Here is a 25359-nt window from a genome sequence, read left to right on the forward strand (position 1 = left end):
GCCCGCCGTGCGGGAGCGCGAGCCGGCGTGTCAGTCCGAGGGCTCGGCTCCGTGCCACACCGTCGTCGCGTTGCAGAACTCCTCGATGCCGTGGCCGGAGAGTTCGCGGCCGTAGCCGGAGCGCTTGACGCCGCCGAAGGGGAGGGCCGGGTGGGAGGCGGTCATGCCGTTGAAGAACACCCCGCCCGCCTGGAGGTCGCGTACACAGCGCTCGACTTCGGTGTCGTCACGGGTCCAGACGTTGGAACTCAGCCCGAACGGCGTGTCGTTGGCGACCGCCAGGGCCTCGTCGAGGTCGCGCACCCGGTAGAGCGTGGCGACCGGGCCGAACGTCTCCTCGTGGTGGATGCGCATGTCGGCGGTGACACCCGCCAGCACGGTCGGCAGATAGAACCAGCCCCGGTCCATGCCCTCGGGCCGGCTTCCACCGCACAGGGCGGTCGCGCCCTTGCGTACGGCGTCCTCGACGAGCTCCTCCAAGTCGGCCCGGCCGCGCTCGCTGGCCAGCGGGCCGATGGCCGTGCGCTCGTCCAGGGGGTCGCCGACCTTCAACTCCCGCATTCCCGCGGTGAATTGCTCGGCGAAGGCGTCGTAGACGTCCGCGTGGACGATGAAGCGCTTGGCGGCGATGCAGGACTGGCCGTTGTTCTGGGTGCGGGCGGTCACCGCGGTCACCGCGGCCCGCTCCACATCGGCGGAGGCGAGGACGAGATAGGGGTCGCTGCCGCCCAGTTCGAGCACGGTCTTCTTGATCTCGTCGCCGCAGATCGCCGCGACCGAGCGGCCCGCGGGTTCGCTGCCGGTCAGCGTGGCCGCCGCCACCCGCCGGTCGCGCAGCACCTTCTCGACGCCGTCGGAACCGATCAGCAGGGTCTGGAAGCAGCCGTCGGGGAACCCGGCCCGGCGGAACAGGTCCTCCAGGTACAGCGCGGTCTGCGGCACGTTCGAGGCGTGCTTGAGCAGGGCGACGTTGCCCGCCATCAGCGCCGGCGCCGCGAACCGGACGACCTGCCAGAGCGGGAAGTTCCACGGCATCACGGCCAGGACCACGCCCAGCGGCCGGTAGTGGACCCGGGCCCGCTCGGCCCCCGAGTCGCGCACGTCGTCCGCCGAGGGCTCCTCGTCGGCGAGCAGCCCGGCCGCGTGCTCGGCGTACCAGCGCAGCGCCTTCGCACACTTCGCCGCCTCGGCCCGGGCCGCCACGACCGGCTTGCCCATCTCCACTGTCATGGTGCGCGCGATGTCGTCCCGGTCGGCGTCGAGCAGGTCGGCCGCGCGCAGTACGAGCCGGGCGCGCTCCTCGAAGCTGGTCGTGCGGTGGGCGCCGAAGGCGGTCTCGGCCGCGGCCAGGCGCCGCTCGACCTCCTCGGGCCCCATGACACCGAAGCTCTTGAGCGTCTCACCGGTAGCCGGATTCACCGTGGCGATGGCCATGACGTACGACACCTCCTGAAGGCACTGGTCCCTCGACCTTCCCGCGCGTCAGGAGGCGCCGCAACGCGAACGGCGGCCGGTCCCCGGGGCTACTCCTCGGGGGACTCCTCGCCCGGGTCGTCCGTCTTGGGGGGCTTGGGCGGGCGGGTGCGCCCGCTGGAGGTGTCCCGCAGATAGGACCCGTCGGCCTCGGTGGCGGGGCCGCCCGCGGTGGCCTGCCCCGGACCCGGGCCGCCGTCGCGCCGGCGCAGATACCGCTCGAATTCACGGGCGATGGCCTCGCCGGACGCCTCGGGCAGATCCGCGGTGTCCCGCGCCTCCTCCAGCGTCTGGACGTACTCGGCCACCTCGCTGTCCTCGGCGGCCAGTTGGTCGACGCCGAGCTGCCAGGCGCGGGCGTCCTCGGCCAGTTCACCGAGCGGAATCCTGAGGTCGATCAGGTCCTCCAGGCGGTTGAGCAGGGCGAGCGTGGCCTTCGGGTTGGGCGGCTGGGACACGTAGTGCGGCACCGCGGCCCACAGGCTGACCGCCGGGACGCCCGCGTGGGTGCACGCCTCCTGGAGGATGCCGACGATGCCCGTGGGGCCCTCGTACCGGGTCTCCTCCAGATCCATGGTGCGCGCCAGGTCCGGGTCGGAGGTCACGCCGCTGACCGGCACCGGCCGGGTGTGCGGGGTGTCGCCGAGCAGCGCGCCCAGGACCACCACCATCTCCACGCCCAGTTCATGGGCGAAGCCCAGGATCTCGTTGCAGAACGAGCGCCAGCGCATCGACGGCTCGATGCCGCGCACCAGCACCAGGTCGCGCGGCTTGTCGCCGCCGACCCGCACCACGGAGAGCCGGGTGGTGGGCCATGTCACCTTGCGGACTCCGCCGTCCAGCCACACCGTGGGCCGGTTGACCTGGAAGTCGTAGTAGTCCTCCGCGTCCAGCGCGGCGAAGACCTCGCCCTTCCATACCCCGTCCAGGTGCGCGACCGCGGAGGAGGCGGCATCGCCCGCGTCGTTCCAGCCCTCGAACGCAGCGATCATGACCGGGTCGACCAGCTCGGGAACGCCCTCCAGCTCGATCACCCAGTGCCTCCCTACGAAGTTCCCCATGCGTACGCCCCAACCTTACGGCTTCAGACCTACCCTGCCGCAGCCCCGTGCACAGCCCTCCCCGGTCCGAAGGGGCCGGGGAAGGGGGAGGCGGCGTACGGGACGGAGGCGGCACCAGCCCCGCATTCATCCGAGCTGTGGCTCGAAAATCTCGGCACGACCCTGGACGGTGGCGCCGGGACGGGGATATACATCGGATGACCGCTGGAGATCCGATTCCATACGGGTGCTTCCGCGGACGGTTTCGCGGACGTTCGTTCAGCGGTTCATCCGGGCGTCGGTCCACGTGCGGATCCAACGCGCGGATCCAGGTGCGGATCCATCTCCAGTTCCATGCGTTCATCCAGGGGGCGTGCATGAGGCCGAGCGTCACGGCGTTCGAGGTACACGACATCCGCTTTCCCACCTCGGAACGGCTCGACGGTTCGGACGCCATGAACCCCGACCCCGACTACTCGGCCGCCTATGTCGTGCTGCGCGCCGAGGACGGGCGCGAGGGCCACGGCTTCGTGTTCACCATCGGCCGCGGCAACGAGGTGACCGCCGCCGCCATCGAGGCGCTGCGGCCCTACGTCGTGGGCCGCCCCGCACCGGTCGGCGCGGCCGACCTCGCGGCCCTGCACCGCGATCTCACCCACGACTCCCAACTCCGTTGGCTGGGGCCGGAGAAGGGGGTGATCCACATGGCGGCGGGCGCCGTCGTCAACGCCGCCTGGGACCTGGCGGCCACCACCGCGGGGTTGCCGGTGTGGGAGTTCCTCGCCGCCATGACACCCGAGGAACTGGTCTCGCTCGTCGACTTCCGCTATCTGACGGACGTACTGACCCGGCAGGAGGCCCTCGCCATCCTGCGCGCTGCCGAGCCCGGGCGCGCGGAGCGGGCCCGGCTGCTGCGCGCCGAGGGCTACCCCGCGTACACCACCTCGCCCGGCTGGCTCGGGTACGACGACGACAAGCTGGTCCGCCTCGCCAAGGAGGCCGTCGCGGACGGCTTCGTCCAGATCAAGCTGAAGGTGGGCGCCGACCTCGACGACGACGTCCGCAGACTGGGCCTCGCCCGCGCCGCCGTCGGCCCCGGCATCCGCATCGCCGTCGACGCCAACCAGCGCTGGGACGTCCCGGACGCGATCCGCTGGATGGCGGCGCTCGCCCCGTACCAGCCGCACTGGATCGAGGAGCCGACCAGCCCCGACGACATCCTCGGCCACGCCGCCGTGCGGGCCGGTCAGCCCGTCAAGGTCGCCACCGGCGAACACGCCGCCAACCGCGTGGTGTTCAAGCAGCTCCTCCAGGCGGGCGCGGTCGACTTCGTCCAGATCGACGCGGCCCGGGTGGCCGGGGTCAACGAGAACCTGGCGATCCTGCTGCTCGCCGCGAAGTACGGCGTGCCGGTCTGCCCGCACGCCGGCGGGGTCGGCCTGTGCGAACTCGTCCAGCATCTGGCCATGTTCGACTTCGTGGCGGTCTCGGCCAGCCGCGAGGACCGGGTCATCGAGTACGTCGACCATCTGCACGAACACTTCGTGACCCCCGCCGTCGTCGAGGCCGGGCGCTACCGCGCCCCCACCGCCCCGGGCTTCTCCGCCCGGATGCACCCCGCCAGCATCGCCACCCACCGCTACCCGGACGGGCCCCTGTGGCGGGCCCGCCGACCGGCCCAGGAGGTCATCTCATGAGCTCTGCCCAGGACTTCGGCGGCATGGCGGCGCTCGTCACCGGCGGCGCCTCGGGCATCGGCGCCGCCGTCGCCGAGCTCCTCATGGCGCGCGGCGCACGCGTCGCCGTCCTCGACCGGGACGTCGAGGGCGCCCCGGACGGCGCCCTCGCCCTGGAGGCCGACGTCACCGACGACGCGGGCGTAGGGGACGCGGTCGCACGGGCCGTCGCCGCGTTCGGCGCCCTGCACACCGTGGTCTCCAACGCGGGCATCGGCGCCGTCGGCACCGTCGAGGACAACGACGACGCCGAATGGCACCGGGTCCTGGACGTCAACGTCCTCGGCATGGTCAGGGTCGCCCGGCACACGCTGCCCCATCTACGACGCGCGGCCGGGGAGCGGCCCGGCCGCGCGTCCCTGACCCAGACCTGTTCCATCGCCGCCACCGCCGGGCTTCCCCAGCGCGCCCTGTACAGCGCCGCCAAGGGCGCCGTCCTCTCCCTCACCCTCGCGATGGCCGCCGACCACGTACGCGAGGGAGTACGGGTGAACTGCGTCAACCCCGGCACGGCGGACACGCCCTGGGTCGCCCGGCTGCTCGACGGGGCCGACGACCCCGAGGCCGAGCGCGCCGCGCTGCGGGCCCGCCAGCCCATGGGCCGCCTGGTCTCGGCGGCCGAGGTCGCCGCCGCCATCGCCTATCTCGCGAGCCCCGCCGCGGCCGCCGTCACCGGCACGGCCCTCGCGGTCGACGGCGGCATGCAGGGCCTGCGCCTGCGCCCCAGTACCTGAGAGCTCCGCCGTGAATCCACCAAGGACGGAACCATGAGAGTGCGTACGACAACCGCCGCCGCCTGCGCCGCACTTGTCGCGCTGGGCCTGCTCACCGGCTGCAACCGCGAATCCGGCGGCGGTACGGGCAGCCAGAAGGTCGGCATCGATCTGCCGCGCAGCGACAGCGACTTCTGGAACTCCTACCAGCGCTACATCGAACAGGGCGTCAAGGCCGGCGAGGTCTCCGCGCTGCCGCCCACCGACTCCCAGAACGACGTCGGCAAGCTGGTCTCCGACGTCACCGCCCTGACCGACCTGGGCGCCAAGGCGATCGTGATGGCCCCGCAGGACACCGGCGCGATCGCCTCGACCCTGGAGAACCTCAAGCGGCGCAAGATCCCGGTCATCAGCGTCGACACCCGCCCCGACAAGGGCGACGTCTACATGGTGGTGCGCGCCGACAACAAGGCGTACGGCGAGAAGGCCTGCAAGTACCTGGGCGAGCAGCTCAAGGGAAAGGGCGAAGTGGCCGAATTCCAGGGCGACCTGAGCTCCATCAACGGCCGCGACCGCTCCGAGGCCTTCAAGGCCTGCATGGACAAGGACTTCCCCGGCATCAAGGTCTACGAGCTCGCCACCGACTGGAAGGGCGACATCGCCTCCGCCAAGCTCCAGTCCACCCTCGCCGGCCACCCCGGACTCAACGGCATCTACATGCAGGCCGGTGGCGTCTTCCTCCAGCCGACCCTGGCCCTGCTCCAGCAGAAGGGTCGGCTGTTGCCGCCGGGCAGCGCCGGGCACATCACGATCGTCTCCAACGACGGCATCCCCGAGGAGTTCGACGCGATCAAGGCCGGGAAGATCGACGCGACCATCTCCCAGCCCGCCGACCTCTACGCCAAGTACGCCCTCTTCTACGCCAAGGCCGCGCTGGACGGCAAGACGTTCAAGGAGGGCCCCACCGACCACGGCTCCACCATCGTCAAGATCCCGAACGGATACGAGGACCAGCTGCCCGCCCCGCTGGTCACCAAGGCCAACGTCGACGACGCCTCGCTGTGGGCCAACCAGCTGAAGAAGAGCTGACCATGGCACCCGATCCCCACGCACCGGCACCCCACGCGCCGGACGGCGAACCCGCGGCCGCGCTGCACGCCCAGGGCATCGTCAAACGCTTCGGCCCCACCCGCGCCCTGGACGGGGTGGGCCTGACGGTCCTGCCCGGGCAGTCGCACGCGCTCGTCGGCCGCAACGGCGCCGGGAAGTCCACCCTGGTCGGCGTCGTCACCGGACTGCACCGGCCGGACGCGGGCACCGTCACCTTCGGCGGCGCGCCCGCGCCCGCCTTCGGCGACCGGGCCGGCTGGCAGTCCAAGGTCGCCTGCGTCTACCAGAAGTCCATGGTCGTCCCGGACCTGACCGTCGCCGAGAACCTCTTCCTCAACCGCTTCGAGGGGGAGCGCATCCGCTGGAGCCGGCTGCGCCGCCGCGCCGCGGACCTCCTCGCCGAGTACGGGGTGAAGGTCGACCCGGACGCCCGGGCACGTGAACTGCCGGTGGAACAGCGCCAGTTCGTAGAGATCGCCCGGGCCCTGTCGTTCGGCGCCCGGCTCATCGTCCTGGACGAACCGACCGCCCAGCTCGACGCCCGGGGCATCCAGCGCCTGTTCACCAAGCTCCGCGAACTCCAGTCCCAGGGCGTGGCGTTCCTGTTCATCTCGCACCACCTCCAGGAGGTGTACGACCTGTGCACCGCGGTCACCGTCTACCGCGACGCCCGCCAGATCCTGACGGCCTCCGTCACCGACCTCCCCAAGGACGAGCTGGTCGCCGCGATGACGGGGGAGCGGCCCGGCGCGAGCACCTCCTCCTGGCGGGCCACCACCCGGGCCGCGACGGCGGCGGAACCGGTCCTGGTGACCGAAGGGCTGGCCCTGGCAGGGGAGTTCGAGACGCTCGACCTCGCGGTGCGCCCCGGTGAGGTGCTCGGCGTGGCCGGCGCCGCGGCCAGCGGGAACACCGCGCTCGGCGAGACCCTCGTCGGGATGCGTCGGGCCACCGCCGGCCGGGTCACCGTGCACGGCCGGGCGGTGAGACCGGGCAGCGTGCCGCACGCCCTGGACGCGGGCATCGGCTACATCCCCGAGGACCGGCACCGCCAGGGCCTGGTCCCCGAGCGCTCGGTCGCCGAGAACGCCACGCTCACCGTCACCGATCAGCTCGGGCCGTGGGGGACCGTACTGCCCTCGAAGACAAGGGAGTTCGCCCGCTCGATGATCACCTCGCTCGACATCAGGACCCAGGGCCCCGAGCAACCCGTCTCGGGTCTGTCGGGCGGCAATCAGCAGAAGGTCGTGGTCGCCCGCGCCCTGGCCCGCAAGCCGGCCGTGCTGGTCGCGGTACGGCCCACGGCGGGCGTGGACGTGAAGTCCAAGGACGCGCTCCTCGGCGTGGTGCGCCAGGTCGCCGACCGGGGCAGCGCGGCAGTGATCATCTCGGACGAGCTCGACGACCTGAGGGTGTGCGACCGGGTGCTGGCCCTGTTCCACGGGCGGGTCGTGGCCCAGTACGACAGCGGATGGAGCGACGGCGAGCTCGTCGCGGCGATGGAAGGCATGCGGGGCATGGAGGGCACGGCGGGTGTGGACGGCATGAACGAGGCGGACGCCATGGACGGCAAGGGGGAGCGGTGATGACCGACACGGTGACCGAGGCACCGGCCGGAGTGCGGGACACGAACCCGCTCGGACGCTTCTCCCACATCCGCTGGAGCGACTTCTCCCTGGTCCCCGTGATCCTCGTCCTGATGGTGATCGGCTTCGTCGTCTCGCCGGTGTTCCTCACCTCGGGCAATCTGATCAGCGTCGTCCAGCAGTCCTCGGAGCTGAGCCTGCTCGTCCTGGGGCAGGCCCTGATCCTGATCTGCGGCCGCATGGACCTGTCCCTGGAGTCGACGATCGGCATCGCGCCAGTCATCGCGATGTGGCTGGTGCTTCCGTCCTCGACGGCGGCCGGGCGCTTCACCGGGGTCGGTCTGCTGCCCGGCTGGACGGCGATCCCGGTGTGCCTCCTGGTCGGCCTGGCGATCGGCGCGTTCAACGGCTTCCTCATGCTGAGGCTGAACGTGAACGGGTTCATCGCCACGCTCGGGATGCTCACGATGCTGCGCGGACTGCACATCGGCATCACCGGCGGCCGCTCCATCATCGACATGCCGCCGTCCTTCCGCTACCTCGGGATGACGGACTGGTTCGGCGTGCCCGCCGCGGTCTGGATCTGCCTCGCGCTCTTCGCGATCGGCGGGGCGGCGCTGGCGTGGCTGCGGCACGGGCGGTCGCTGTACGCGATCGGAGGCAACCCGGAGGCGGCCCGCGCGGCGGGCATCCGGGTCGACCGGGTCACCTGGATCGTGCTGGGCGTCGGCGGCCTGCTGGCCGCGTTCGCGGGGATCCTCTACACCGGGCACTACGGCTCGGTGGCGGCCAACCAGGGCAACGGCTGGATCTTCCAGGTGTTCGCGGCCGCGGTGATCGGCGGTATCTCCCTCAAGGGAGGCCGGGGCACCCTCTTCGGCGCTCTGACGGGCGTCCTCACCCTCCAACTGGTGGTCAATGTCATGACCTTGGGCGGCGTCCCCGCGCTCTGGAACCAGTTCCTCAACGGAGCGATCATCATCGTGGCCCTGGTGATCAGCCGCTTCGCGAGCGGCGAGAAGCAGGATTAGAGCCGCTGAGCGGCGGTGTGCGGGGCGGTGGGCGGCCGACGGCCGGAACGCGCCACGGAGTTGGGTACCCTCTCGGTTGACTTCGGGGCGCCGGCGGGCCGAACCGCCGTGACAGGGGATGGATTTCATGAGTGCACCTTCCAGCGACCTTTTCCAGCCGCTCAGGCCCGACGACCCGGACGCGGTGGGCGGTTACCGGCTGACCGCGGTCCTCGGCGCGGGCGGCATGGGCAAGGTGTACCTCTCCTACACGCCGGGCGGCCGGCCCATCGCCCTCAAGGTGATCCGGCCCGAGTTCAGCGAGGACCCCGAGTTCCGGCGGCGCTTCCAGCAGGAGGTGCGGGCGGCCCAGCGGGTGCAGGGCCTGTACACCGCCCCCGTCATCGACTTCGACACCGAGGGCTCCCAGCCCTGGCTGGCCACGGCCTACGTGCCGGGCCCCTCCCTCGCGCACGCGGTGGCCGGGCACGGGCGGCTTCCGCTGCGCAGCGTGCTGCTGCTGACCGTGGGCGTCGCCGAGGCGCTGCACATCATTCACGGCGCGGGCATCGTCCACCGTGACCTGAAGCCCGCGAACGTACTGCTGGCCGGCGACGGCCCGCGCGTCATCGACTTCGGCATCGCCCGCGCCGCGGACGCCACCGCCCTGACCGGCAGCGGCGTCAGCGTGGGCACGCCCGCCTTCATGGCGCCCGAACAGGCCGCGGCCGGCACGGTCACCGCGGCCACCGACATCTTCGCGCTGGGCCAGATCGTGGCGTACGCGGCGATCGGGGCGCCCGCCTACGGCGAGGGGTCCTCGCACGCCGTGCTGTACCGCATCGTGCACGAGGACCCCGACCTCAGCGCGCTGCCGGCGGAGCTGGAGCCCCTGGTGAAGCGGTGCCTCAGCCGCGACCCGGCGGACCGGCCCTCCCTGACCGAGGTCATCCAGCTCTGCCACGAACTCTCCCCGGTCCCGCTGCGCCAGGGCGAGGACTGGCTTCCGCAGGCGGTCGCGGGCTCCATCACCGAACGCCTCCACCTGCCGGAACCGGCGAAGACACCGCCGCCGCGGCCCGTCGTGGCGCCGACGCCCACCGAAGTCTCCGCGCAGCCCCCGACGCAGGGCGCGCATCCGAACGCGTACCTGCCGACCAGTCACGGCGTGGCCGCAGCCCCGACGCAGGGCGTCCCCGCGGCCCCGCCGCACGCCCCCATGGCTCCGAACGCGACGGGGCCCGGCTACCCGACGCCGCCGCCCGGCTACCAGACCCATCCCGGCCACCAGCCACAGCCCGGCTATCAGACGCCGCCTCCCGGGTACGGTCCGGGCTACCCGGCGCCTCCGCAGGGGCACCACCCCGGCCACCCGGCCCCCGCGCCGAACGGGAAACGAAAGGGCCTGATCATCGCCGGGTCCATCGTGGCGGCGGTGGCCGGCCTGGTGATCATCGGCGCGCTGCTGCCGAAGGGCGGCTCCCACGACAAGGCCAAGGGCAGCTCGGCCGCGACCGGCTCCTCATCGGGCGCGCAGCGCAGCGGGAGCGCCGGCAGCGGGAGCAGCGGAAGCGGCTCCAAGGGCAGCGGGCAGCAGCGTTCCGACCCCAAGCCGGCCTCCTATCAGGGCATCAATCTGACGGCCAACTACCAGCTCATGCTGGCCGACAACCCGCCGCGCCCCGCCTCCGGCGGCAACGCCGGGGTGATGTACAACCACGGCGATCTCTACTTCTACCGGGACTCCCTCTTCGGGGACACCAAGCTCGGCACCGACAACGGCAAGCTGGTCGTGCTGAACAACTCGGAGAAGGGCTCGCTGGCGACCTGCCGGGCCGAGACCCGCTACACCGACAAGATCGGCCTGGACCAGCTCACGGACGGGTCGGAGGTCTGTGTGCTCAGCGACGCGGGCCACATCGCGGTGATGACGTACCGCGGCACATCGGGCGCCAAGGACCCGAGCACCTACATCACGCTCGACCTCACGGTCTGGCGCAACGCGGAGGAGCCCAAGAGGTCCTCCTGAGGCCCGGCGGGCCCGCGCCCCGGGGGAAGCCCCCTGGGCGCGGGGCCGGTCAGAGCGTCGACCTCAGCCACTGCTCCACGCTCGCGATGTGCACCGTCGCCCAGGACCGGGCCGCCTCGGCGTCCCGGTCCCGCAGCGCCGCCAGGATCGCCCGGTGCTCGCGCAGGGTCCGTCCCACCGCGTCCTCCTGGGTCAGGCCCCGCCAGATGCGGGCCCGGGTGGTGGGCCCGGAGAGACCGTCGAGCAGCGAGCACAGCACCGAGTTCCCGGAGCCCGCCACGATGCCCCGGTGGAATTCGAGGTCCGCGAGGACCAGCTCCTCCACCGAGGGGGCGTCCCCCAGCGCCTCCAACTGCGCGTCCAGCGCGTCCAGTTCGGGCTCGGTGATCCGGGGCGCCGCCATCGCCGTGGCGGCCGGCTCCAGGATGCGGCGTACCGCGAGGAACTCCAGGACCGTGTCGTCGCGGTGGAAGTCGACGACGAAGCTCATCGCCTCCAGCAGGACCTGGGGGTCCAGGCTGGTGACATAGGTGCCGTCGCCCTGGCGGACGTCCAGGATGCGGATGAGGGAGAGCGCCCGCACCGCCTCGCGCAGGGAGTTGCGCGACAGGCCGAGCTCCGCCGCCAGTTCGCTCTCCTTGGGGAGCCGGTCGCCCGGCCGCAGCGCACCGGAGACGATCATTTCCTTGATCTTCTCGATGGCCTCGTCGGTGACAGCCATGGGCGACCTCCAGACATCCGATGTATCGGCCCCCATTATGCGCGCCCCGGACCCGTCGCGGCCCGTACTCCCCGAGAGTGCCCGGCGCACGCCGAAGGGGCGGCCCCTCGCGGGAGCCGCCCCTTCGCCGGTATGTGACGAACCGTCAGTTCTTCTCGCCGAGCAGATCCTCGACCTTGGCCCGGATCTCGTCCGTGGCCAGACCCCGGATCGTCAGGGTCGTACGGCGGCGCAGCACGTCGTCCGCGGTCTCGGCCCACTCGTGGTCACGCGCGTAGGCGACCTGCGCCCAGATCTCGGGGGCGTCGGGGTGGACGCGCTCGGCCAGCGCCGGGTCCTCGACGGCCAGACGGGCGATGTCGAAGGACAGCGAACCGTAGTGCGTGGCCAGGTGCTTGGCGGTGTCGGCGGTCATGCGCGGGCCGGACGACGAGCCGTCCACCATCAGGCGGTGGGCGACGGCGCGCGGGTTGGCGATGCCGGGCAGCGGCATCTTGCCGGGGAGCTCCGAGATGGGCTCGAAGTCGTTGCCCAGCGGGTGGCCCGGGAGCTGCTCCAGCTTCTTCATCACCGTACGGCCGATGTGGCGGAACGTCGTCCACTTGCCGCCGGCCACCGACAGCATGCCGCCGCGGCCCTCGGTGACGACCGTCTCGCGCTTGGCCTTGGAGGTGTCGCCCGGACCGCCGGGCAGGACCCGCAGACCGGCGAAGGAGTAGGTGATCAGATCGCGGGAGAGCTGCTGGTCACGGATCGAGAACGCGGCCTCGTCGAGGATCTGCGCGGTGTCCGCCTCGGTGACCCGCACATCCGCCGGATCGCCCTCGAACTCCTCGTCGGTGGTGCCGAGCAGGAGCATGTCCTCCCACGGCAGCGCGAAGGTGATCCGGTACTTGTCGATCGGGGTGGCCAGCGCCGCCTTCCAGGGAGCGGTGCGCTTGAGCACCAGGTGCGCGCCCTTGGACAGGCGTATGGAGGGAGCCGAGGCGGGGTCCTCCATCTTGCGCAGGTGGTCGACCCAGGGGCCGGTGGCGTTGAGGACGAGCCGCGCGTCGACGCCGAACTCCTCACCGTCCATACGGTCCTTGAGGTCGGCGCCCGTGACCCGGCCCTTGGTGAAGCGCAGCCCGGTGACCTCGGCGTGGTTGAGCACGACGGCGCCGGCCTCGACGGCGGCACGTACCGTCATCAGGGCCATGCGGGCGTCGTTCATCTGGTCGTCGCCGTACACGGCGACGGCCTTGAGGTTGTCCGTCCGCAGCTCCGGCACGTCCGCCGAGGCCTTGGCGGGGGAGAGCAGGTGCCCGACGCCGTCGCCGAAGGCGGAGAGCGCCGAGTAGGCGAAGACGCCCGCGCCCAGCTTGGCGGCGCCGTGCGGGCCGCCCTTGTACACGGGCAGGTAGAACGTGAGCGGGTTGGCGAGGTGCGGGGCCACCTGACGGGACACCGCACGCCGCTCGAAGTGGTTCTCCGCGACCAGCTTCACCGCGCCGGTCTGCAGGTAGCGCAGACCGCCGTGGAGCAGCTTGGAGGAGGCGGAGGAGGTGGCGCCGGCGAAGTCGCCGGCGTCCACCAGGGCCACCCGCAGACCGGACTGCGCGGCGTGCCAGGCGGTGGAGATGCCCAGGATGCCGCCGCCGATGACCAGGAGGTCGTACGTCGCCTTGGACAGTTGCTCCCGAGTCTCGGCGCGGCCCACTGCCTTGAAGGAAGACACAGTGGAGCCGGAAGCCGGGCGCGTCCCGAGGGCAGGGACGCTCTGCAGGGTGGTCATGTCGATTACTCCTCGTCCTCGATCCAGCCCATGGTCCGCTCGACGGCCTTGAGCCAGTTCTTGTACTCGCTGTCACGCCTGTCGGCGTCCATGCGAGGGGTCCATTCCGCCGCCCGGCGCCAGTTGGCGCGCAGCGCGTCGGTGTCCGGCCAGAAGCCGACGGCCAGGCCGGCGGCGTAGGCGGCGCCGAGGCAGGTCGTCTCGGCGACCATCGGACGCACGACCGGCGCGTCCAGGAAGTCCGAGAGGGTCTGCATCAGCAGGTTGTTGGAGGTCATGCCGCCGTCGACCTTGAGCGCGGTCAGCTCGACGCCGGAGTCCTTGGTCATGGCGTCGCTGATCTCGCGGGTCTGCCAGGCGGTGGCTTCAAGCACGGCGCGCGCGATGTGCGCCTTGGTGACGTACCGGGTGAGGCCGGCGATCACACCGCGGGCGTCGGGGCGCCAGTACGGCGCGAAGAGGCCGGAGAAGGCCGGCACGAAGTACGCGCCGCCGTTGTCCTCGACCGAGGAGGCCAGGGTCTCGATCTCCGCGGCGGTCTTGATCATGCCCATCTGGTCGCGCATCCACTGGACGAGCGAGCCGGTGACGGCGATCGAGCCTTCGAGGGCGTAGACCGGCTTCTGGTCGCCGATCTGGTAACCGACCGTCGTCAGCAGTCCGTTGTAGGAGTTGACGGGCTTGTCACCGGTGTTCATCAGCATGAAGGTGCCGGTGCCGTAGGTGGACTTGGCCTCGCCCTCGGAGAAGCAGGTCTGGCCGAACAGGGCCGCCTGCTGGTCGCCGAGCGCGGAGGCGACGGGGATGCCGTCCAGGACGCCGCCCTTGGCGTGTCCGTACACCTCGGCGGAGGAGCGGATCTCGGGCAGCACGGCCGCCGGGATGTCCATGGACTGGAGGATCTTCTCGTCCCACGCCATGTCGTGCAGGTTCATCAGGAGGGTGCGCGAGGCGTTGGTGACGTCCGTGACGTGGACACCGCCGTCGGTGCCGCCGGTCAGGTTCCAGATGACCCAGGAGTCCATGGTGCCGAAGAGGATGTCGCCGCGCTCGGCGCGCTCGCGCAGTCCCTCGACGTTGTCGAGCAGCCAGCGCACCTTGGGGCCGGCGAAGTAGGAGGCGAGCGGCAGCCCGGTCTGGCGGCGGAAGCGGTCCTGGCCGACGTTGCGGCCGAGCTCGCGACAGAGCGCGTCGGTGCGGGTGTCCTGCCAGACCAGCGCGTTGTGCACGGGTTCGCCGGTGTTCTTGTCCCACATCAGCGTGGTCTCACGCTGGTTGGTGATGCCGATGGCCTTGACGTCGGCGGAGGTGATGCCCGCCTTGTCGATCGCGCCGGCCACGACCTCCTGGACGTTGGTCCAGATCTCGGTGGCGTCGTGCTCGACCCAGCCCGGCTTCGGGAAGATCTGCTCGTGTTCCTTCTGGTCGACCGAGACGATCCGGCCGTCCTTGTCGAAGACGATGCAGCGGCTCGAGGTGGTGCCCTGGTCGATGGCCGCGATGAACGGGCCGGAGGAGTGGATCTCGCTCATGGGTGCTCCTGGGAAGTCCGAAGGGAAGTCGTCGCGTCTCGTCAGGCGAAGGCGATGTTGTATATGCCACCGGCGATCGCTCCGCCGATCAGCGGGCCGACGACCGGGATCCACGCGTAGCCCCAGTCGGAGCCGCCCTTGTTGGGCAGCGGCAGCAGGGCGTGCACGATGCGCGGGCCGAGGTCGCGGACCGGGTTGATCGCGTAGCCCGTCGGGCCACCGAGCGAGAGGCCTATGCCGACCACGACGAGCGAGGTGATCAGGACACCGATGACGCCGAGCCCCTTGCCGTCGCCGTTCAGGCCCTGCGTGAGGATCGCGAGGACCAGCACGACCGTGGCGATGACCTCCGTGGCGAGGTTCTGGACCACGTTGCGGATCTCCGGGCCGGTCGAGAAGACGCCGAGCACAGGGCCGGCCTCGCTCTCGCGGGCCTCGACGGACTTGCCGTCGCCCACGATCTCGCGGTCGGTCAGATGGGCGTGGAACTGGCCGTAGTAGGCGAGCCACACGAGCACCGCGCCGAGCATGGCGCCGAGGATCTGTCCGCCGAGGTACACGGGGACGTCGCTCCACTTGGTGCCGCCCTCGATCGCGAGACCCAGGGTCACCGCGGGGTTGAGGTGGGCGCCCGAGAGGGGAGCTGAGATGTAGGCGCCGGTCAGCACCGCGAAGCCCCACCCGAAGGTGATCGCGAGCCAGCCGGCGTTACGCGCCTTCGAGCGCTTCAGCGTGACGGCGGCGCACACGCCGCCACCCAGCAGGATGAGAACGGCGGTACCGATGATCTCGCCGATGAAGATGTCGTGGCTGGACACCCGCGACTCCTTTGTCCTTCGTCCAGGGGGAAACCCCAACAGGCAGAGCGCCGGATTCCTCCGGTGATCCGCGCCCTCAAGGTGAGAGCTGCTGGCCCATGGCGTTGTCACACTCTAACTCGTATTGCCGGTAGGTGTTCGACAATGCCGACCGCTGAACGGCAGTTTTGTCCGCGGTTAAGGGCACGTCAAGACTTGTGTGACCGGAATCCCTGATCGTTACCAGGTGGTACGAACCGCCAAACGCGGACCCGGCCGCGGAAGCAAGATCATGTACTGGTATGGGGCTCGCGCGCGGGGCTCCGCCAGGGGCCCGCCGGGGCCGGGGCGCTGGGCCGTCCGGGGTGAGCGGGCGGGCGGGCGGCGAGGAGACGGCGGCGCGGGGCAGAGCGGCGTCGGTCGAACGCCGGGCCGGCACGAGGTGCTAGAAGCGCCCGGCGCCCAGGTCGCGGGAGACCGCGCGGGCGCAGTCGCGCACCGCCGCCACCAGGTCGGGGCGTACTTCGCCGTCCTTGCAGACCCGCTCCACGGCGCCCGTCACGCCGACCGCGCCGACCGGCATCCGGCGCCGGTCGTGGATGGGGGCTGCCACGGAGGCGACGCCCTCCCAGGTCTCCTCGACGTCCGAGCCCCAGCCGCGCGCCCGGATGAGGTCGAGCACCGCCTCGAAGCCGTCCGGGGCGGTCACCGTGCGGGGCGTGAACGCCTCGCGCGCGCTGTCCACCGCCTCGGTGTGGGCCACCGGGTCGTACGCCGAGAGCACCTTGCCCAGAGCCGTCGAGTGCAGCGGCTGCATCGCGCCGACTTCCAGGACCTGCCGACTGTCGTCGGGCCTGAAGACGTGGTGCATGATCAGCACGCCCTGCTGGTGCAGCACCCCCACGTACACGCTCTCGCCGCTGGAGCGCGCCAGGTCGTCCGTCCACACCAGCGCGCGGGCCCGCAGCTCGTGCACGTCCAGGTAGCTGTTGCCCAGGCGCAGCAGCTCGGCGCCCAACTGGTAGCGGCCCGACGCCGGGTCCTGCTCGACGAAGCCCTCGGCCTGCAAGGTGCGCAGAATGCCGTGCGCGGTGCCCTTGGCCAGGCCCAGCGAGGAGGCCACGTCGGACAGGCCGAGCCGCCGCTCGCCCCCCGCGAGCAGTCGCAGCATGGCGGCCGCCCGTTCGAGCGACTGGATGTTGCGCGCCATCGCGCTCCCTCCCTGTGGGCACTGCGGAACCGGCTTCCGCCGCTGAAGCGGCCGGCTCTGAGATCGACTGGTTCGACAATGCTGAACAGTATCGGCCGTTGCCGACCTCGTGTCACCGTGGCCGCCGCCCCCGGCCGGACTTCGGGACGCCGTCAGGGGGCCCGGGCCGAGCCGTCCGCCCCCTGATACAGCCGCGCGCCGCCGTGGGCCGCCCGTTACGCTGGCCGCGTGCGCCCTCCCTCCGGACGGCGCAAAGCCGACAGCCGTCGCACTCCAGGGAGCACAACCATGGCCTCGTTGCCGACCCCCTCCGCTGACAGCCGGACCCGTATCGACGCCCTGCGCGCGGCGCTCGCCTCCCGGGTGGTGGTGGCCGACGGTGCGATGGGCACCATGCTGCAGGCGCAGGACCCGACCCTGGAGGACTTCCAGGATCTCGAAGGCTGCAACGAGGTCCTGAACGTGACCCGGCCCGACATCGTGCGCTCGGTCCACGAGGCGTACTTCGCGGTGGGCGTGGACTGCGTGGAGACCAACACCTTCGGCGCCAACCACACCGCGCTCGGCGAGTACGACATCGCCGGGCGGGCCTTCGAGCTCTCCGAGTCCGGCGCCCGTATCGCCCGCGAGGTGGCCGACGAGTTCACCGCCTCGTCCGGACAGCAGCGCTGGGTGCTGGGCTCCATCGGCCCCGGCACCAAGCTGCCCACCCTGGGCCACGTCGGCTACACCACGCTGCGGGACGGCTTCCAGGCCAACGCCGAGGGCCTGATCGCGGGTGGCGCCGACGCCCTCATCGTGGAGACCACCCAGGACCTGCTCCAGACCAAGTCGGCCATCCTCGGCGCCCGCCGCGCCATGGAGGCGGCCGGAGCCGACCTTCCGCTGGTGGTCTCGCTGGCCTTCGAGACGACCGGCACCATGCTGCTCGGCTCCGAGATCGGCGCCGCGCTGACCGCGCTCGAACCGCTCGGCGTCGACATGATCGGCCTGAACTGCTCGACCGGCCCCGCCGAGATGAGCGAGCACCTGCGCTATCTGACCCGGCACTCGCGCATCCCGCTGCTCTGCATGCCCAACGCGGGCCTGCCGGTCCTGACCCGCGACGGCGCCCACTTCCCGCTCGGCCCCGAAGGCCTGGCCGACGCCCAGGAGAACTTCGTCCGCGACTACGGGCTGTCCCTGGTGGGCGGCTGCTGCGGTACGACCCCCGAGCACCTGCGCCAGGTCGTGGAGCGGCTGCGCGGGGCCGTGCCGGGGGAGCGCCACCCGCGCCCCGAGCCCGGTGCCGCCTCGCTCTACCAAACGGTGCCCTTCCGCCAGGACACCTCCTACCTGGCGATCGGCGAGCGCACCAACGCCAACGGCTCGAAGAAGTTCCGCGAGGCCATGCTGGAGGGCCGCTGGGACGACTGTGTGGAGATGGCCCGCGACCAGATCCGCGAGGGCGCCCACATGCTCGACCTGTGTGTCGACTACGTGGGCCGCGACGGCGTCGCCGACATGGCCGAACTCGCGGGCCGCTTCGCCACCGCCTCCACCCTGCCCATCGTGCTCGACTCGACCGAACTCCCGGTCATCCAGGCCGGGTTGGAGAAGCTGGGCGGCCGTGCGGTCATCAACTCCGTCAACTACGAGGACGGCGACGGGCCCGAGTCGCGGTTCGCGAAGGTCACCAAGCTCGCGGTCGAGCACGGCGCCGCCCTGATCGCGCTGACCATCGACGAGGAGGGCCAGGCCCGCACCGCCGAGGCCAAGGTCGCCATCGCCGAGCGCCTCATCGAGGACCTGACCGGGAACTGGGGGGTGCACGAGTCGGACATCCTCATCGACACCCTGACCTTCACCATCTGCACCGGCCAGGAGGAGTCCCGGGGCGACGGCGTCGCCACCATCGAGGCGATCCGCGAACTCAAGCGCCGCCACCCCGAGGTGCAGACCACCCTCGGCCTGTCCAACATCTCCTTCGGTCTGAACCCGGCCGCCCGCGTCGTCCTCAACTCCGTCTTCCTGGACGAGTGCGTCAAGGCGGGCCTCGACTCGGCGATCGTGCACGCCTCCAAGATCCTGCCGATCGCACGCCTTGAGGAAGAGCAGGTCAAGGTCGCCCTCGACCTGATCCACGACCGGCGCAGCGAGGGCTACGACCCCCTCCAGAGGCTCATGGAGCTGTTCGAGGGCGTCAACATGAAGTCGATGAAGGCCGGCAAGGCCGAGGAGCTCCTTGCCCTGCCGCTGGAGGAGCGCCTCCAGCGCCGCATCATCGACGGCGAGAAGAACGGCCTGGAGGCCGACCTCGACGAGGCCCTTCAGACCACGCCCGCCCTCGACATCGTCAACAACACCCTGCTCGAAGGCATGAAGGTGGTCGGTGAGCTGTTCGGCTCGGGCCAGATGCAGCTCCCGTTCGTGCTCCAGTCCGCCGAGGTCATGAAGACGGCGGTGGCCCATCTGGAGCCCCACATGGAGAAGTCGGACGCCGAGGGCAAGGGCACCATCGTGCTGGCCACCGTGCGCGGCGACGTCCACGACATCGGCAAGAACCTCGTCGACATCATCCTGACCAACAACGGCTACAACGTCGTCAACCTCGGTATCAAGCAGCCGGTCTCCGCGATCCTGGACGCCGCGCAGGAGCACCGCGCCGACGTCATCGGCATGTCCGGCCTCCTGGTCAAGTCGACCGTGATCATGAAGGAGAACCTGGAGGAGCTCAACCAGCGCAAGCTGGCGGCCGACTACCCGGTCATCCTCGGCGGCGCGGCCCTGACCCGGGCCTACGTCGAGCAGGACCTGCACGAGATCTACGAGGGCGAGGTCCGCTACGCCCGCGACGCGTTCGAGGGGCTGCGGCTCATGGACGCGCTGATCGGCGTCAAGCGCGGAGTGCCCGGGGCCGTCCTGCCCGAGCTCAAGCAGCGCCGCGTCCCCAAGCGGGACACTCCGGCCGCGGACGCCGACGAACCCGAGGGCTCGGTGCGCTCCGACGTGGCCACCGACAACCCGGTCCCCACCCCGCCGTTCTGGGGCACCCGCGTCGTCAAGGGCATCGGCCTCAAGGAGTACGCGTCCTGGCTGGACGAGGGCGCGCTGTTCAAGGGCCAGTGGGGCCTGAAGCAGGCCCGCACCGGCGGCCCCAGCTACGAGGAGCTCGTCGAGACCGAGGGCCGGCCGAGGCTGCGCGGCTGGCTCGACAAGCTGCACACCGAGGGCCTGCTCGAAGCGGCCGTCGTGCACGGCTACTTCCCGTGCGTGTCCAAGGGCGACGACCTGATCCTGCTCAACGACGACGGCTCCGAGCGCACCCGCTTCACCTTCCCCCGCCAGCGCCGCGGCCGCCGGCTGTGCCTCGCGGACTTCTTCCGCCCGGAGGAGTCCGGCGAGACCGACGTCGTCGGCCTCCAGGTCGTCACCGTGGGCTCCCGCATCGGCGAGGAGACCGCCAAGCTCTTCGAGGCCAACGCCTACCGCGACTACCTCGAACTGCACGGCCTGTCCGTGCAGTTGGCGGAGGCGCTCGCCGAGTACTGGCACGCCCGGGTGCGCTCCGAACTCGGCTTCGCCGGTGAGGACCCCGCCGACGTGGAGGACATGTTCGCGCTGAAGTACCGCGGCGCGCGCTTCTCGCTCGGCTACGGCGCCTGCCCCGACCTGGAGGACCGGGCCAAGATCGCCGAGCTCCTCGAACCCGAGCGGATCGGCGTCCACCTCTCCGAGGAGTTCCAGCTCCACCCGGAGCAGTCCACCGACGCCATCGTCATCCACCACCCCGAAGCGAAGTACTTCAACGCCCGATGACGGGGCGCCCCCGCTTATTCAGCGCGCGTTCAGCGGGCCCGACGTACACTGGTCGGCCCAGACGAGGCCGGTCGCTTTTCCCAGCTGGGGGAGGCGGCCGGCCTTCTCGTCCCTCCAGGAGGTGTGCCGATGACCAGTACGGTCCCCGCAGCCGTCGCAGGTCCCCAAGCTCTCGACGCCGACCCCGCCCGACAGGGCGCGACGGGCGACGGCTTTGCGCTCCAGGCCGTCCTGCTCGACATGGACGGCACCCTCGTCGACACCGAGGGGTTCTGGTGGGAGGCCGAGTGCGAGGCGTTCGCGACCCTCGGGCACGTCCTGGACGAGTCGTGGCGGGACATCGTGGTGGGCGGGCCCATGACGCGCAGCGCGGGCTTCCTGATCGAGGCCACGGGCGCCGACATCACGCTGACCGAGCTGACCGTACTGCTCAACGACCACTTCGAGGCCCGGATCGCCCGCGGGGTGCCGCTGATGCCCGGTGCCGCCCGGCTGCTCGACGAGCTCTCCGCCCACGGCATCCCGACCGCCCTGGTCTCCGCCTCGCACCGGCGCATCATCGACAAGATCGTGCACTCGCTCGGCCCGTCCCACTTCGCCCTCACCGTCGCCGGCGACGAGGTGGCCCGCACCAAGCCGCACCCCGACCCGTATCTGGTCGCGGCCCGCGGACTCGGCGCGGACCCGGCCAGATGCGCGGTCGTGGAGGACACCGCGACCGGGGTCGCGGCCGCCGAGGCGGCCGGGTGCCGGGTGGTCGCCGTGCCCTCGGTCGCCGCCATCGCGCCCACCGAGGACCGGGTCGTGGTCGACTCCCTCGAAGAGATCGACCTGGCTTTTCTGCGCTCGCTGATCACGCGCCTGAACTGACCTGTTCACCCAGCGTGTGTCGTTGAATACGACAGAAACACGTCGCAGCCGCGCGTTCATTTTGCGTGACCTCCCGGGCGCCCGAATTCACACCCTGTCAAAGGGACCCCCGTGGTGACGTTCATCACCCGCCGGGGGGTCGACAGGAGCTCGATCCGGGCACTCCGGACCCCCTGAGGGCACCCTTGTGTCCCGTTTGGTGAGCCGGTGTACGAAACATTCCGGCACTTCGATATCGGTGGGCCGGTATTGAGGCGGACCGATTGATTCGCCTCGTCTCAGAGCCAGTTCCAGCTTTTCGCGCGGCGACCACTAATCTCGTCCGAGAACTTCGCCGCACCCTCATCTGCCCCGCCGCACACCAAGCGGACGGGAACGCAGGTCCGATCGCACAAACCCGGCCCGATCGCCCCGCCCCGAACGGGCGGCCGCGGCGGAGTGTCCCGTACACCGCTGTACCCCAAAGTGCCGGACAAGGGAGATCGTCCAGGATGAACCGCAAGACTTTGGTGCTGCCGGCCGTAGTGGGCCTGCTCGCTCCCGTACTCGTCGCGTGCGGCGGATCGGAGAGCGGAGGAGACGGCGGCAAGACCATCGTCGTGGGCACCACGGACCAGTTCGTGGCAACCAAGGACGCCCCTGCCCCCTTCGACCCCGCGCATGCCTATGAGACGGGCATCTGGAACGTGATGCGGCAGAGCACGCAGTCGCTCGTCCACGTTCCGCGCGGCGGCGGCCTGCCCGTCCCCGACGCGGCCTCCGCGTGCAACTTCACGGACAAGGAGAACGAGAGCTACCGCTGCACCCTGCGCAGCGGCCTCGAATTCGCCGACGGCACCAAGGTGACCGCCGACGACGTGAAGTACTCGGTCCAGCGCGTGCTCGACATCAAGGACGACAACGGCCCCGCCGGTCTCCTGGACAACATCGACACCATGGAGACCAAGGGCGAGGCCGAGATCGTCTTCCATCTGAAGACGCCGGACGCCACCTTCCCGTACAAGCTCGCGACGCCCGCCGCGGGAATCGTGCAGAAGGACAAGTACCAGCCGAAGAAGCTCCGCGACGGCTTCGAGATGGACGGCTCCGGGCCGTACACGATGAAGGCCGACGTCAAGGGCGAGCAGGTCGTGAAGTTCACCTTCACCAAGAACCCGAACTACAAGGGTGACGTGAAGTTCGCGAACGACAAGGTCGAGCTGCGCTCCTTCCCGACCGCCGAGGCCATGGGCGCCGCGCTCGCCAAGGGCGACATCGACCTCATGGCCCGCGCCATGACGCCCGGGCAGATCCAGCAGATGCAGGTCAGCCCGAGCAAGGACATCAACCTGGTCGAGATGCCCGGCCTGGAGATCCGCTACCTCGGCTTCAACACCGACGACCCGTCGGTGAAGAACAAGGCCGTACGCCAGGCGCTGGCCCAGGCCATCGACCGCAGCCAGCTCGTGAGCAAGGTGTACGGGCAGACCGCCGAGCCGCTGTACTCGCTGATCCCCACCTCGATCGCCGGGCACACCAACTCGTTCTTCAACAAGTACGGCGAGGGCAGCAAGGCCAAGGCCCAGAACATCCTGAAGAGCGCCGGCATCCAGACGCCCGTCAAGCTCACCCTCAACTACACCAAGGACCACTACGGTTCGATCACCGAGGACGAGTTCAAGAACCTGTCGGCGCAGCTGAACGCGACCGGCCTGTTCAGCACGACCGTCCAGGGCACCGAGTGGTCGAAGTTCCGCCCGGCGCAGAAGAAGGGCGAGTACGCGGTCTACGGCCTCGGCTGGTTCCCCGACTTCCCGGACCCGGACAACTTCATCGCGCCGTTCTTCGGCAAGGACAACTTCCTCAACACCCCCTACGTCAGCAACGACATCCGCAACACGTTGATCCCGCAGTCGCGGGTGGCGGCCGACCGCAACCAGGCCTCCAAGACGTTCGAGCAGATCCAGGACATCGTCGCCAACGACGTCCCCGTCGTCCCGCTGTGGCAGGGCAAGCAGTACGTCGCGGCCCGCACCGACATCACCGGTACCGAGTGGGCCATCAATTCCTCGTCCGACCTGCAGCTCTGGGAGCTCGGGCGGGGCAAGAAGTAACGCAGGGCCCGGCCGCGGCGCCGCCGCGCGCCGGGCAGACCTTTTGTTGAGCAGGACAGTGAGGCACGTGCGCGTGAAGATACGGAACCGATGGCTGACGGCCCCTCTGGCGGCGGGGGTGGCGGCCGGCCTGGTGGGCGGCTGCGGCACGCAGCAGAGCGGCGCCTCGTCCGGCGACGGCGGTTCGGTGGTCATGGGGATGTCCGACGACATCCTGGCCACCGACCCCGCCTCCGGCTACGACCCCGGTTCCTGGCTGCTGTTCAACAACGTCTTCCAGTCGCTGCTCAGCTTCCCCAAGGGCAGCTCCACGCCGCAGCCCGAGGCGGCGCAGGAGTGCAGCTTCGACAAGGGCGGCTCGACCGTCTACCGCTGCACCCTGCGCCCCGGCCTCACCTTCAGCAACGGTGACCCGCTCACCTCCGAGGACGTCAAGTACTCCTTCGAGCGCGTGCTGAAGATCAATGACGACAACGGTCCCGCGCCGATGCTCGCCACCCTCGGCAAGGTCGACACGCCCGACGCCAAATCGGTGGTCTTCCACCTCAAGGTCCCGGACGCCACCTTCCCCAGCAAGATCGCCTCGGGCGCCGGCTCGATCGTCGACCACGCGCAGTACCCGGCCGACAAGCTCCGCACCGACGGCAAGGCGATCGGCTCCGGCGTCTACAAGCTGGACTCCTTCGCCGACAAGCAGGCCGTCTTCTCGGTCAACTCCTCCTACAAGGGCACCGTCAAGGCCAAGAACTCCGGCCTGACCCTCAAGCTCTTCCACGGCGACCAGAAGGGCCTGGCGGCCGCCCTGAACAAGGGCGACATCGACCTCGCCTACCGAGGCCTCACCGCCAAGGACACCGCCGCGCTCCAGACCTCGACGACGGCCGACAAGCAGGGCATCAACGTCATCGAGGGCACCAGCGCCGAGGTCCAGGACCTGGTCTTCAACATGAAGGACCCGGTCGCGGGCAAGATCGGCGTACGCAAGGCGATCGCCTACCTCGTCGACCGCGAGGCCCTGGTGCGCGACGTGTACTCGTCCACCGCCAGCCCCCTGTACTCGGTCGTCCCGAGCGGCATCACCGCCCACAGCACCGCCCTGTTCGACGAGTACGGGGGCAGCCCCCAGCCCGCCAAGGCGAAGGCGGCCCTGCACTCGGCGGGCATCAACGGCAAGGTCAAGCTGACCCTGTGGTCCACGCCGATCCGCTACGGCCCGTCCACGGACGACGAGTTGAAGGCGATCGCGGCCCAGCTCAACGCGAGCGGCCTGTTCGACGCGGATGTGAAGTCGGTCGAGTTCAAGCAGTACGAGAAGGACATCGAGGCCGGCAAGTACGGCGTCTATGTGAAGGGCTGGGTCCCCGACTATCCGGACCCGGACAACTTCACCCTGCCGTTCTTCGGCAAGGGCAACGTGCTGGCCAACCACTACACGAACAAGCAGATCACCGACGAGATCCTGCCGTCGACCGCGGCCACCGCCGACCGCGCCGCCACCGAGGCGGACTTCGCCAAGCTCCAGGACATCGTCGCCGACGAACTCCCCGTCCTGCCCCTGTGGCAGGGCAAGCAGTACGCCGTGGCCCGCACCGGAATCACCGGCCTGGAGTGGACCCTGGACGCGTCGACGGTCTTCCGCTTCTGGGAAATCAAGAAGAGCTGAACACAGGGGCCGCCCCTGTCAACTCCCGCTGGGGGCGGCCTGGTTGACCCTTCGAGCGCCGAGAGGGCAGCGCTGCCGAGCACGACACCGGGCCGCAGCCCCGCGCTGCCGAGCGCCGACCCTGCCAGGGCCACAGTGCGGGCACGTGCCCGACGCCGCGACCGGGCGAACGCCAATCCCGCCAGGGGTTCGGGTCGGGTGAGC

17 protein-coding genes are annotated in these 25359 nt (G+C 70.6%); 10 read left to right on the top strand and 7 right to left on the bottom strand.

Annotated elements, in window-relative coordinates:
• Positions 1 to 30: 30 nt before the first annotated feature.
• Together N4G70_RS33415 and N4G70_RS33420 are read right to left on the bottom strand one after the other, a co-directional pair.
• Complete coding sequence (locus N4G70_RS33415) at positions 31 to 1434, bottom strand: NADP-dependent succinic semialdehyde dehydrogenase (RefSeq protein WP_261716533.1); 1404 nt, start codon at positions 1432 to 1434, stop codon at positions 31 to 33.
• Positions 1435 to 1523: 89 nt separating this feature from the next.
• Positions 1524 to 2507, bottom strand: coding sequence for a PAC2 family protein (locus tag N4G70_RS33420; RefSeq protein WP_261716534.1), 984 nt, complete (start codon positions 2505 to 2507; stop codon positions 1524 to 1526).
• Positions 2508 to 2890: 383 nt separating this feature from the next.
• Here N4G70_RS33420 and N4G70_RS33425 point away from each other — a divergent pair, with 383 nt between their 5' ends.
• The 6 genes from N4G70_RS33425 (at position 2891) to N4G70_RS33450 (ending at position 10697) form a co-directional block, all read left to right on the top strand.
• A complete protein-coding gene (locus N4G70_RS33425; protein ID WP_261716535.1) occupies positions 2891 to 4210 on the top strand; it encodes an enolase C-terminal domain-like protein in 1320 nt (439 codons plus the stop codon).
• Positions 4207 to 4983 (top strand): SDR family NAD(P)-dependent oxidoreductase, encoded by a 777-nt coding sequence (locus N4G70_RS33430; protein ID WP_261716536.1) that lies wholly within the window; start codon positions 4207 to 4209, stop codon positions 4981 to 4983. Before N4G70_RS33425 ends, N4G70_RS33430 begins: the two co-directional genes overlap by 4 nt.
• Before the next feature lie 33 nt (positions 4984 to 5016).
• On the top strand, positions 5017 to 6051 hold the full coding sequence (locus N4G70_RS33435; protein WP_261716537.1) for a sugar ABC transporter substrate-binding protein: 1035 nt from the start codon (positions 5017 to 5019) through the stop codon (positions 6049 to 6051).
• A gap of 2 nt (positions 6052 to 6053) precedes the next feature.
• The gene (locus tag N4G70_RS33440; RefSeq protein ID WP_261716538.1) at positions 6054 to 7658 is read left to right on the top strand and encodes a sugar ABC transporter ATP-binding protein; all 1605 of its coding nucleotides are present in this window, start codon (positions 6054 to 6056) and stop codon (positions 7656 to 7658) included.
• Positions 7658 to 8689, top strand: coding sequence for an ABC transporter permease (locus N4G70_RS33445; protein WP_261716539.1), 1032 nt, complete (start codon positions 7658 to 7660; stop codon positions 8687 to 8689). Before N4G70_RS33440 ends, N4G70_RS33445 begins: the two co-directional genes overlap by 1 nt.
• Before the next feature lie 127 nt (positions 8690 to 8816).
• On the top strand, positions 8817 to 10697 hold the full coding sequence (locus tag N4G70_RS33450; RefSeq protein WP_261716540.1) for a serine/threonine-protein kinase: 1881 nt from the start codon (positions 8817 to 8819) through the stop codon (positions 10695 to 10697).
• A gap of 49 nt (positions 10698 to 10746) precedes the next feature.
• On the opposite strand, the gene N4G70_RS33455 is transcribed toward N4G70_RS33450, so the two are convergent.
• The 5 genes from N4G70_RS33455 to N4G70_RS33475 form a co-directional block, all read right to left on the bottom strand.
• A complete protein-coding gene (locus tag N4G70_RS33455; RefSeq protein WP_261716541.1) occupies positions 10747 to 11418 on the bottom strand; it encodes a FadR/GntR family transcriptional regulator in 672 nt (223 codons plus the stop codon).
• A 145-nt stretch (positions 11419 to 11563) separates the two neighbouring features.
• Entirely contained in the window at positions 11564 to 13192 is a 1629-nt protein-coding gene (locus N4G70_RS33460; RefSeq protein ID WP_261716542.1) for a glycerol-3-phosphate dehydrogenase/oxidase, read from the bottom strand.
• Between the two features lie 5 nt (positions 13193 to 13197).
• Positions 13198 to 14724 (bottom strand): glycerol kinase GlpK, encoded by a 1527-nt coding sequence (gene glpK, locus N4G70_RS33465; RefSeq protein ID WP_261716543.1) that lies wholly within the window; start codon positions 14722 to 14724, stop codon positions 13198 to 13200.
• Positions 14725 to 14765: 41 nt separating this feature from the next.
• Complete coding sequence (locus N4G70_RS33470; RefSeq protein ID WP_261716544.1) at positions 14766 to 15542, bottom strand: MIP/aquaporin family protein; 777 nt, start codon at positions 15540 to 15542, stop codon at positions 14766 to 14768.
• A 424-nt stretch (positions 15543 to 15966) separates the two neighbouring features.
• Complete coding sequence (locus tag N4G70_RS33475; RefSeq protein ID WP_261716545.1) at positions 15967 to 16731, bottom strand: IclR family transcriptional regulator; 765 nt, start codon at positions 16729 to 16731, stop codon at positions 15967 to 15969.
• A gap of 288 nt (positions 16732 to 17019) precedes the next feature.
• On the opposite strand from N4G70_RS33475, the gene metH reads away from it, so the two are divergent.
• The 4 genes from metH (at position 17020) to N4G70_RS33495 (ending at position 25155) form a co-directional block, all read left to right on the top strand.
• Entirely contained in the window at positions 17020 to 20529 is a 3510-nt protein-coding gene (metH, locus tag N4G70_RS33480; RefSeq protein ID WP_261716546.1) for a methionine synthase, read from the top strand.
• 129 nt (positions 20530 to 20658) lie between these two features.
• Entirely contained in the window at positions 20659 to 21399 is a 741-nt protein-coding gene (locus N4G70_RS33485) for an HAD family hydrolase (RefSeq protein WP_399037745.1), read from the top strand.
• Positions 21400 to 21890: 491 nt separating this feature from the next.
• Entirely contained in the window at positions 21891 to 23492 is a 1602-nt protein-coding gene (locus N4G70_RS33490) for an ABC transporter substrate-binding protein (protein ID WP_261716547.1), read from the top strand.
• A 73-nt stretch (positions 23493 to 23565) separates the two neighbouring features.
• The gene (locus N4G70_RS33495; protein ID WP_261716551.1) at positions 23566 to 25155 is read left to right on the top strand and encodes an ABC transporter substrate-binding protein; all 1590 of its coding nucleotides are present in this window, start codon (positions 23566 to 23568) and stop codon (positions 25153 to 25155) included.
• The last annotated feature ends 204 nt before the right edge of the window (positions 25156 to 25359 follow it).

Origin of the sequence: Streptomyces sp. ASQP_92, from assembly GCF_025399895.1 — a bacterium.
In the GTDB taxonomy this organism is placed as follows: Bacteria; Actinomycetota; Actinomycetes; order Streptomycetales; family Streptomycetaceae; genus Streptomyces.

Coding starts and splice junctions, on each gene's coding strand:
- N4G70_RS33440 (WP_261716538.1), top strand. CDS start 6,054: ATGGCACCCGATCCCCACGCACCGGCACCCCACGCGCCGGACGGCGAA.
- N4G70_RS33450 (WP_261716540.1), top strand. CDS start 8,817: ATGAGTGCACCTTCCAGCGACCTTTTCCAGCCGCTCAGGCCCGACGAC.
- N4G70_RS33460 (WP_261716542.1), bottom strand. CDS start 13,192: ATGACCACCCTGCAGAGCGTCCCTGCCCTCGGGACGCGCCCGGCTTCC.
- glpK (WP_261716543.1), bottom strand. CDS start 14,724: ATGAGCGAGATCCACTCCTCCGGCCCGTTCATCGCGGCCATCGACCAG.
- N4G70_RS33490 (WP_261716547.1), top strand. CDS start 21,891: ATGAACCGCAAGACTTTGGTGCTGCCGGCCGTAGTGGGCCTGCTCGCT.
- N4G70_RS33445 (WP_261716539.1), top strand. CDS start 7,658: ATGACCGACACGGTGACCGAGGCACCGGCCGGAGTGCGGGACACGAAC.
- N4G70_RS33435 (WP_261716537.1), top strand. CDS start 5,017: ATGAGAGTGCGTACGACAACCGCCGCCGCCTGCGCCGCACTTGTCGCG.
- N4G70_RS33415 (WP_261716533.1), bottom strand. CDS start 1,434: ATGGCCATCGCCACGGTGAATCCGGCTACCGGTGAGACGCTCAAGAGC.
- N4G70_RS33485 (WP_399037745.1), top strand. CDS start 20,659: ATGACCAGTACGGTCCCCGCAGCCGTCGCAGGTCCCCAAGCTCTCGAC.
- metH (WP_261716546.1), top strand. CDS start 17,020: ATGGCCTCGTTGCCGACCCCCTCCGCTGACAGCCGGACCCGTATCGAC.
- N4G70_RS33475 (WP_261716545.1), bottom strand. CDS start 16,731: ATGGCGCGCAACATCCAGTCGCTCGAACGGGCGGCCGCCATGCTGCGA.
- N4G70_RS33430 (WP_261716536.1), top strand. CDS start 4,207: ATGAGCTCTGCCCAGGACTTCGGCGGCATGGCGGCGCTCGTCACCGGC.
- N4G70_RS33455 (WP_261716541.1), bottom strand. CDS start 11,418: ATGGCTGTCACCGACGAGGCCATCGAGAAGATCAAGGAAATGATCGTC.
- N4G70_RS33425 (WP_261716535.1), top strand. CDS start 2,891: ATGAGGCCGAGCGTCACGGCGTTCGAGGTACACGACATCCGCTTTCCC.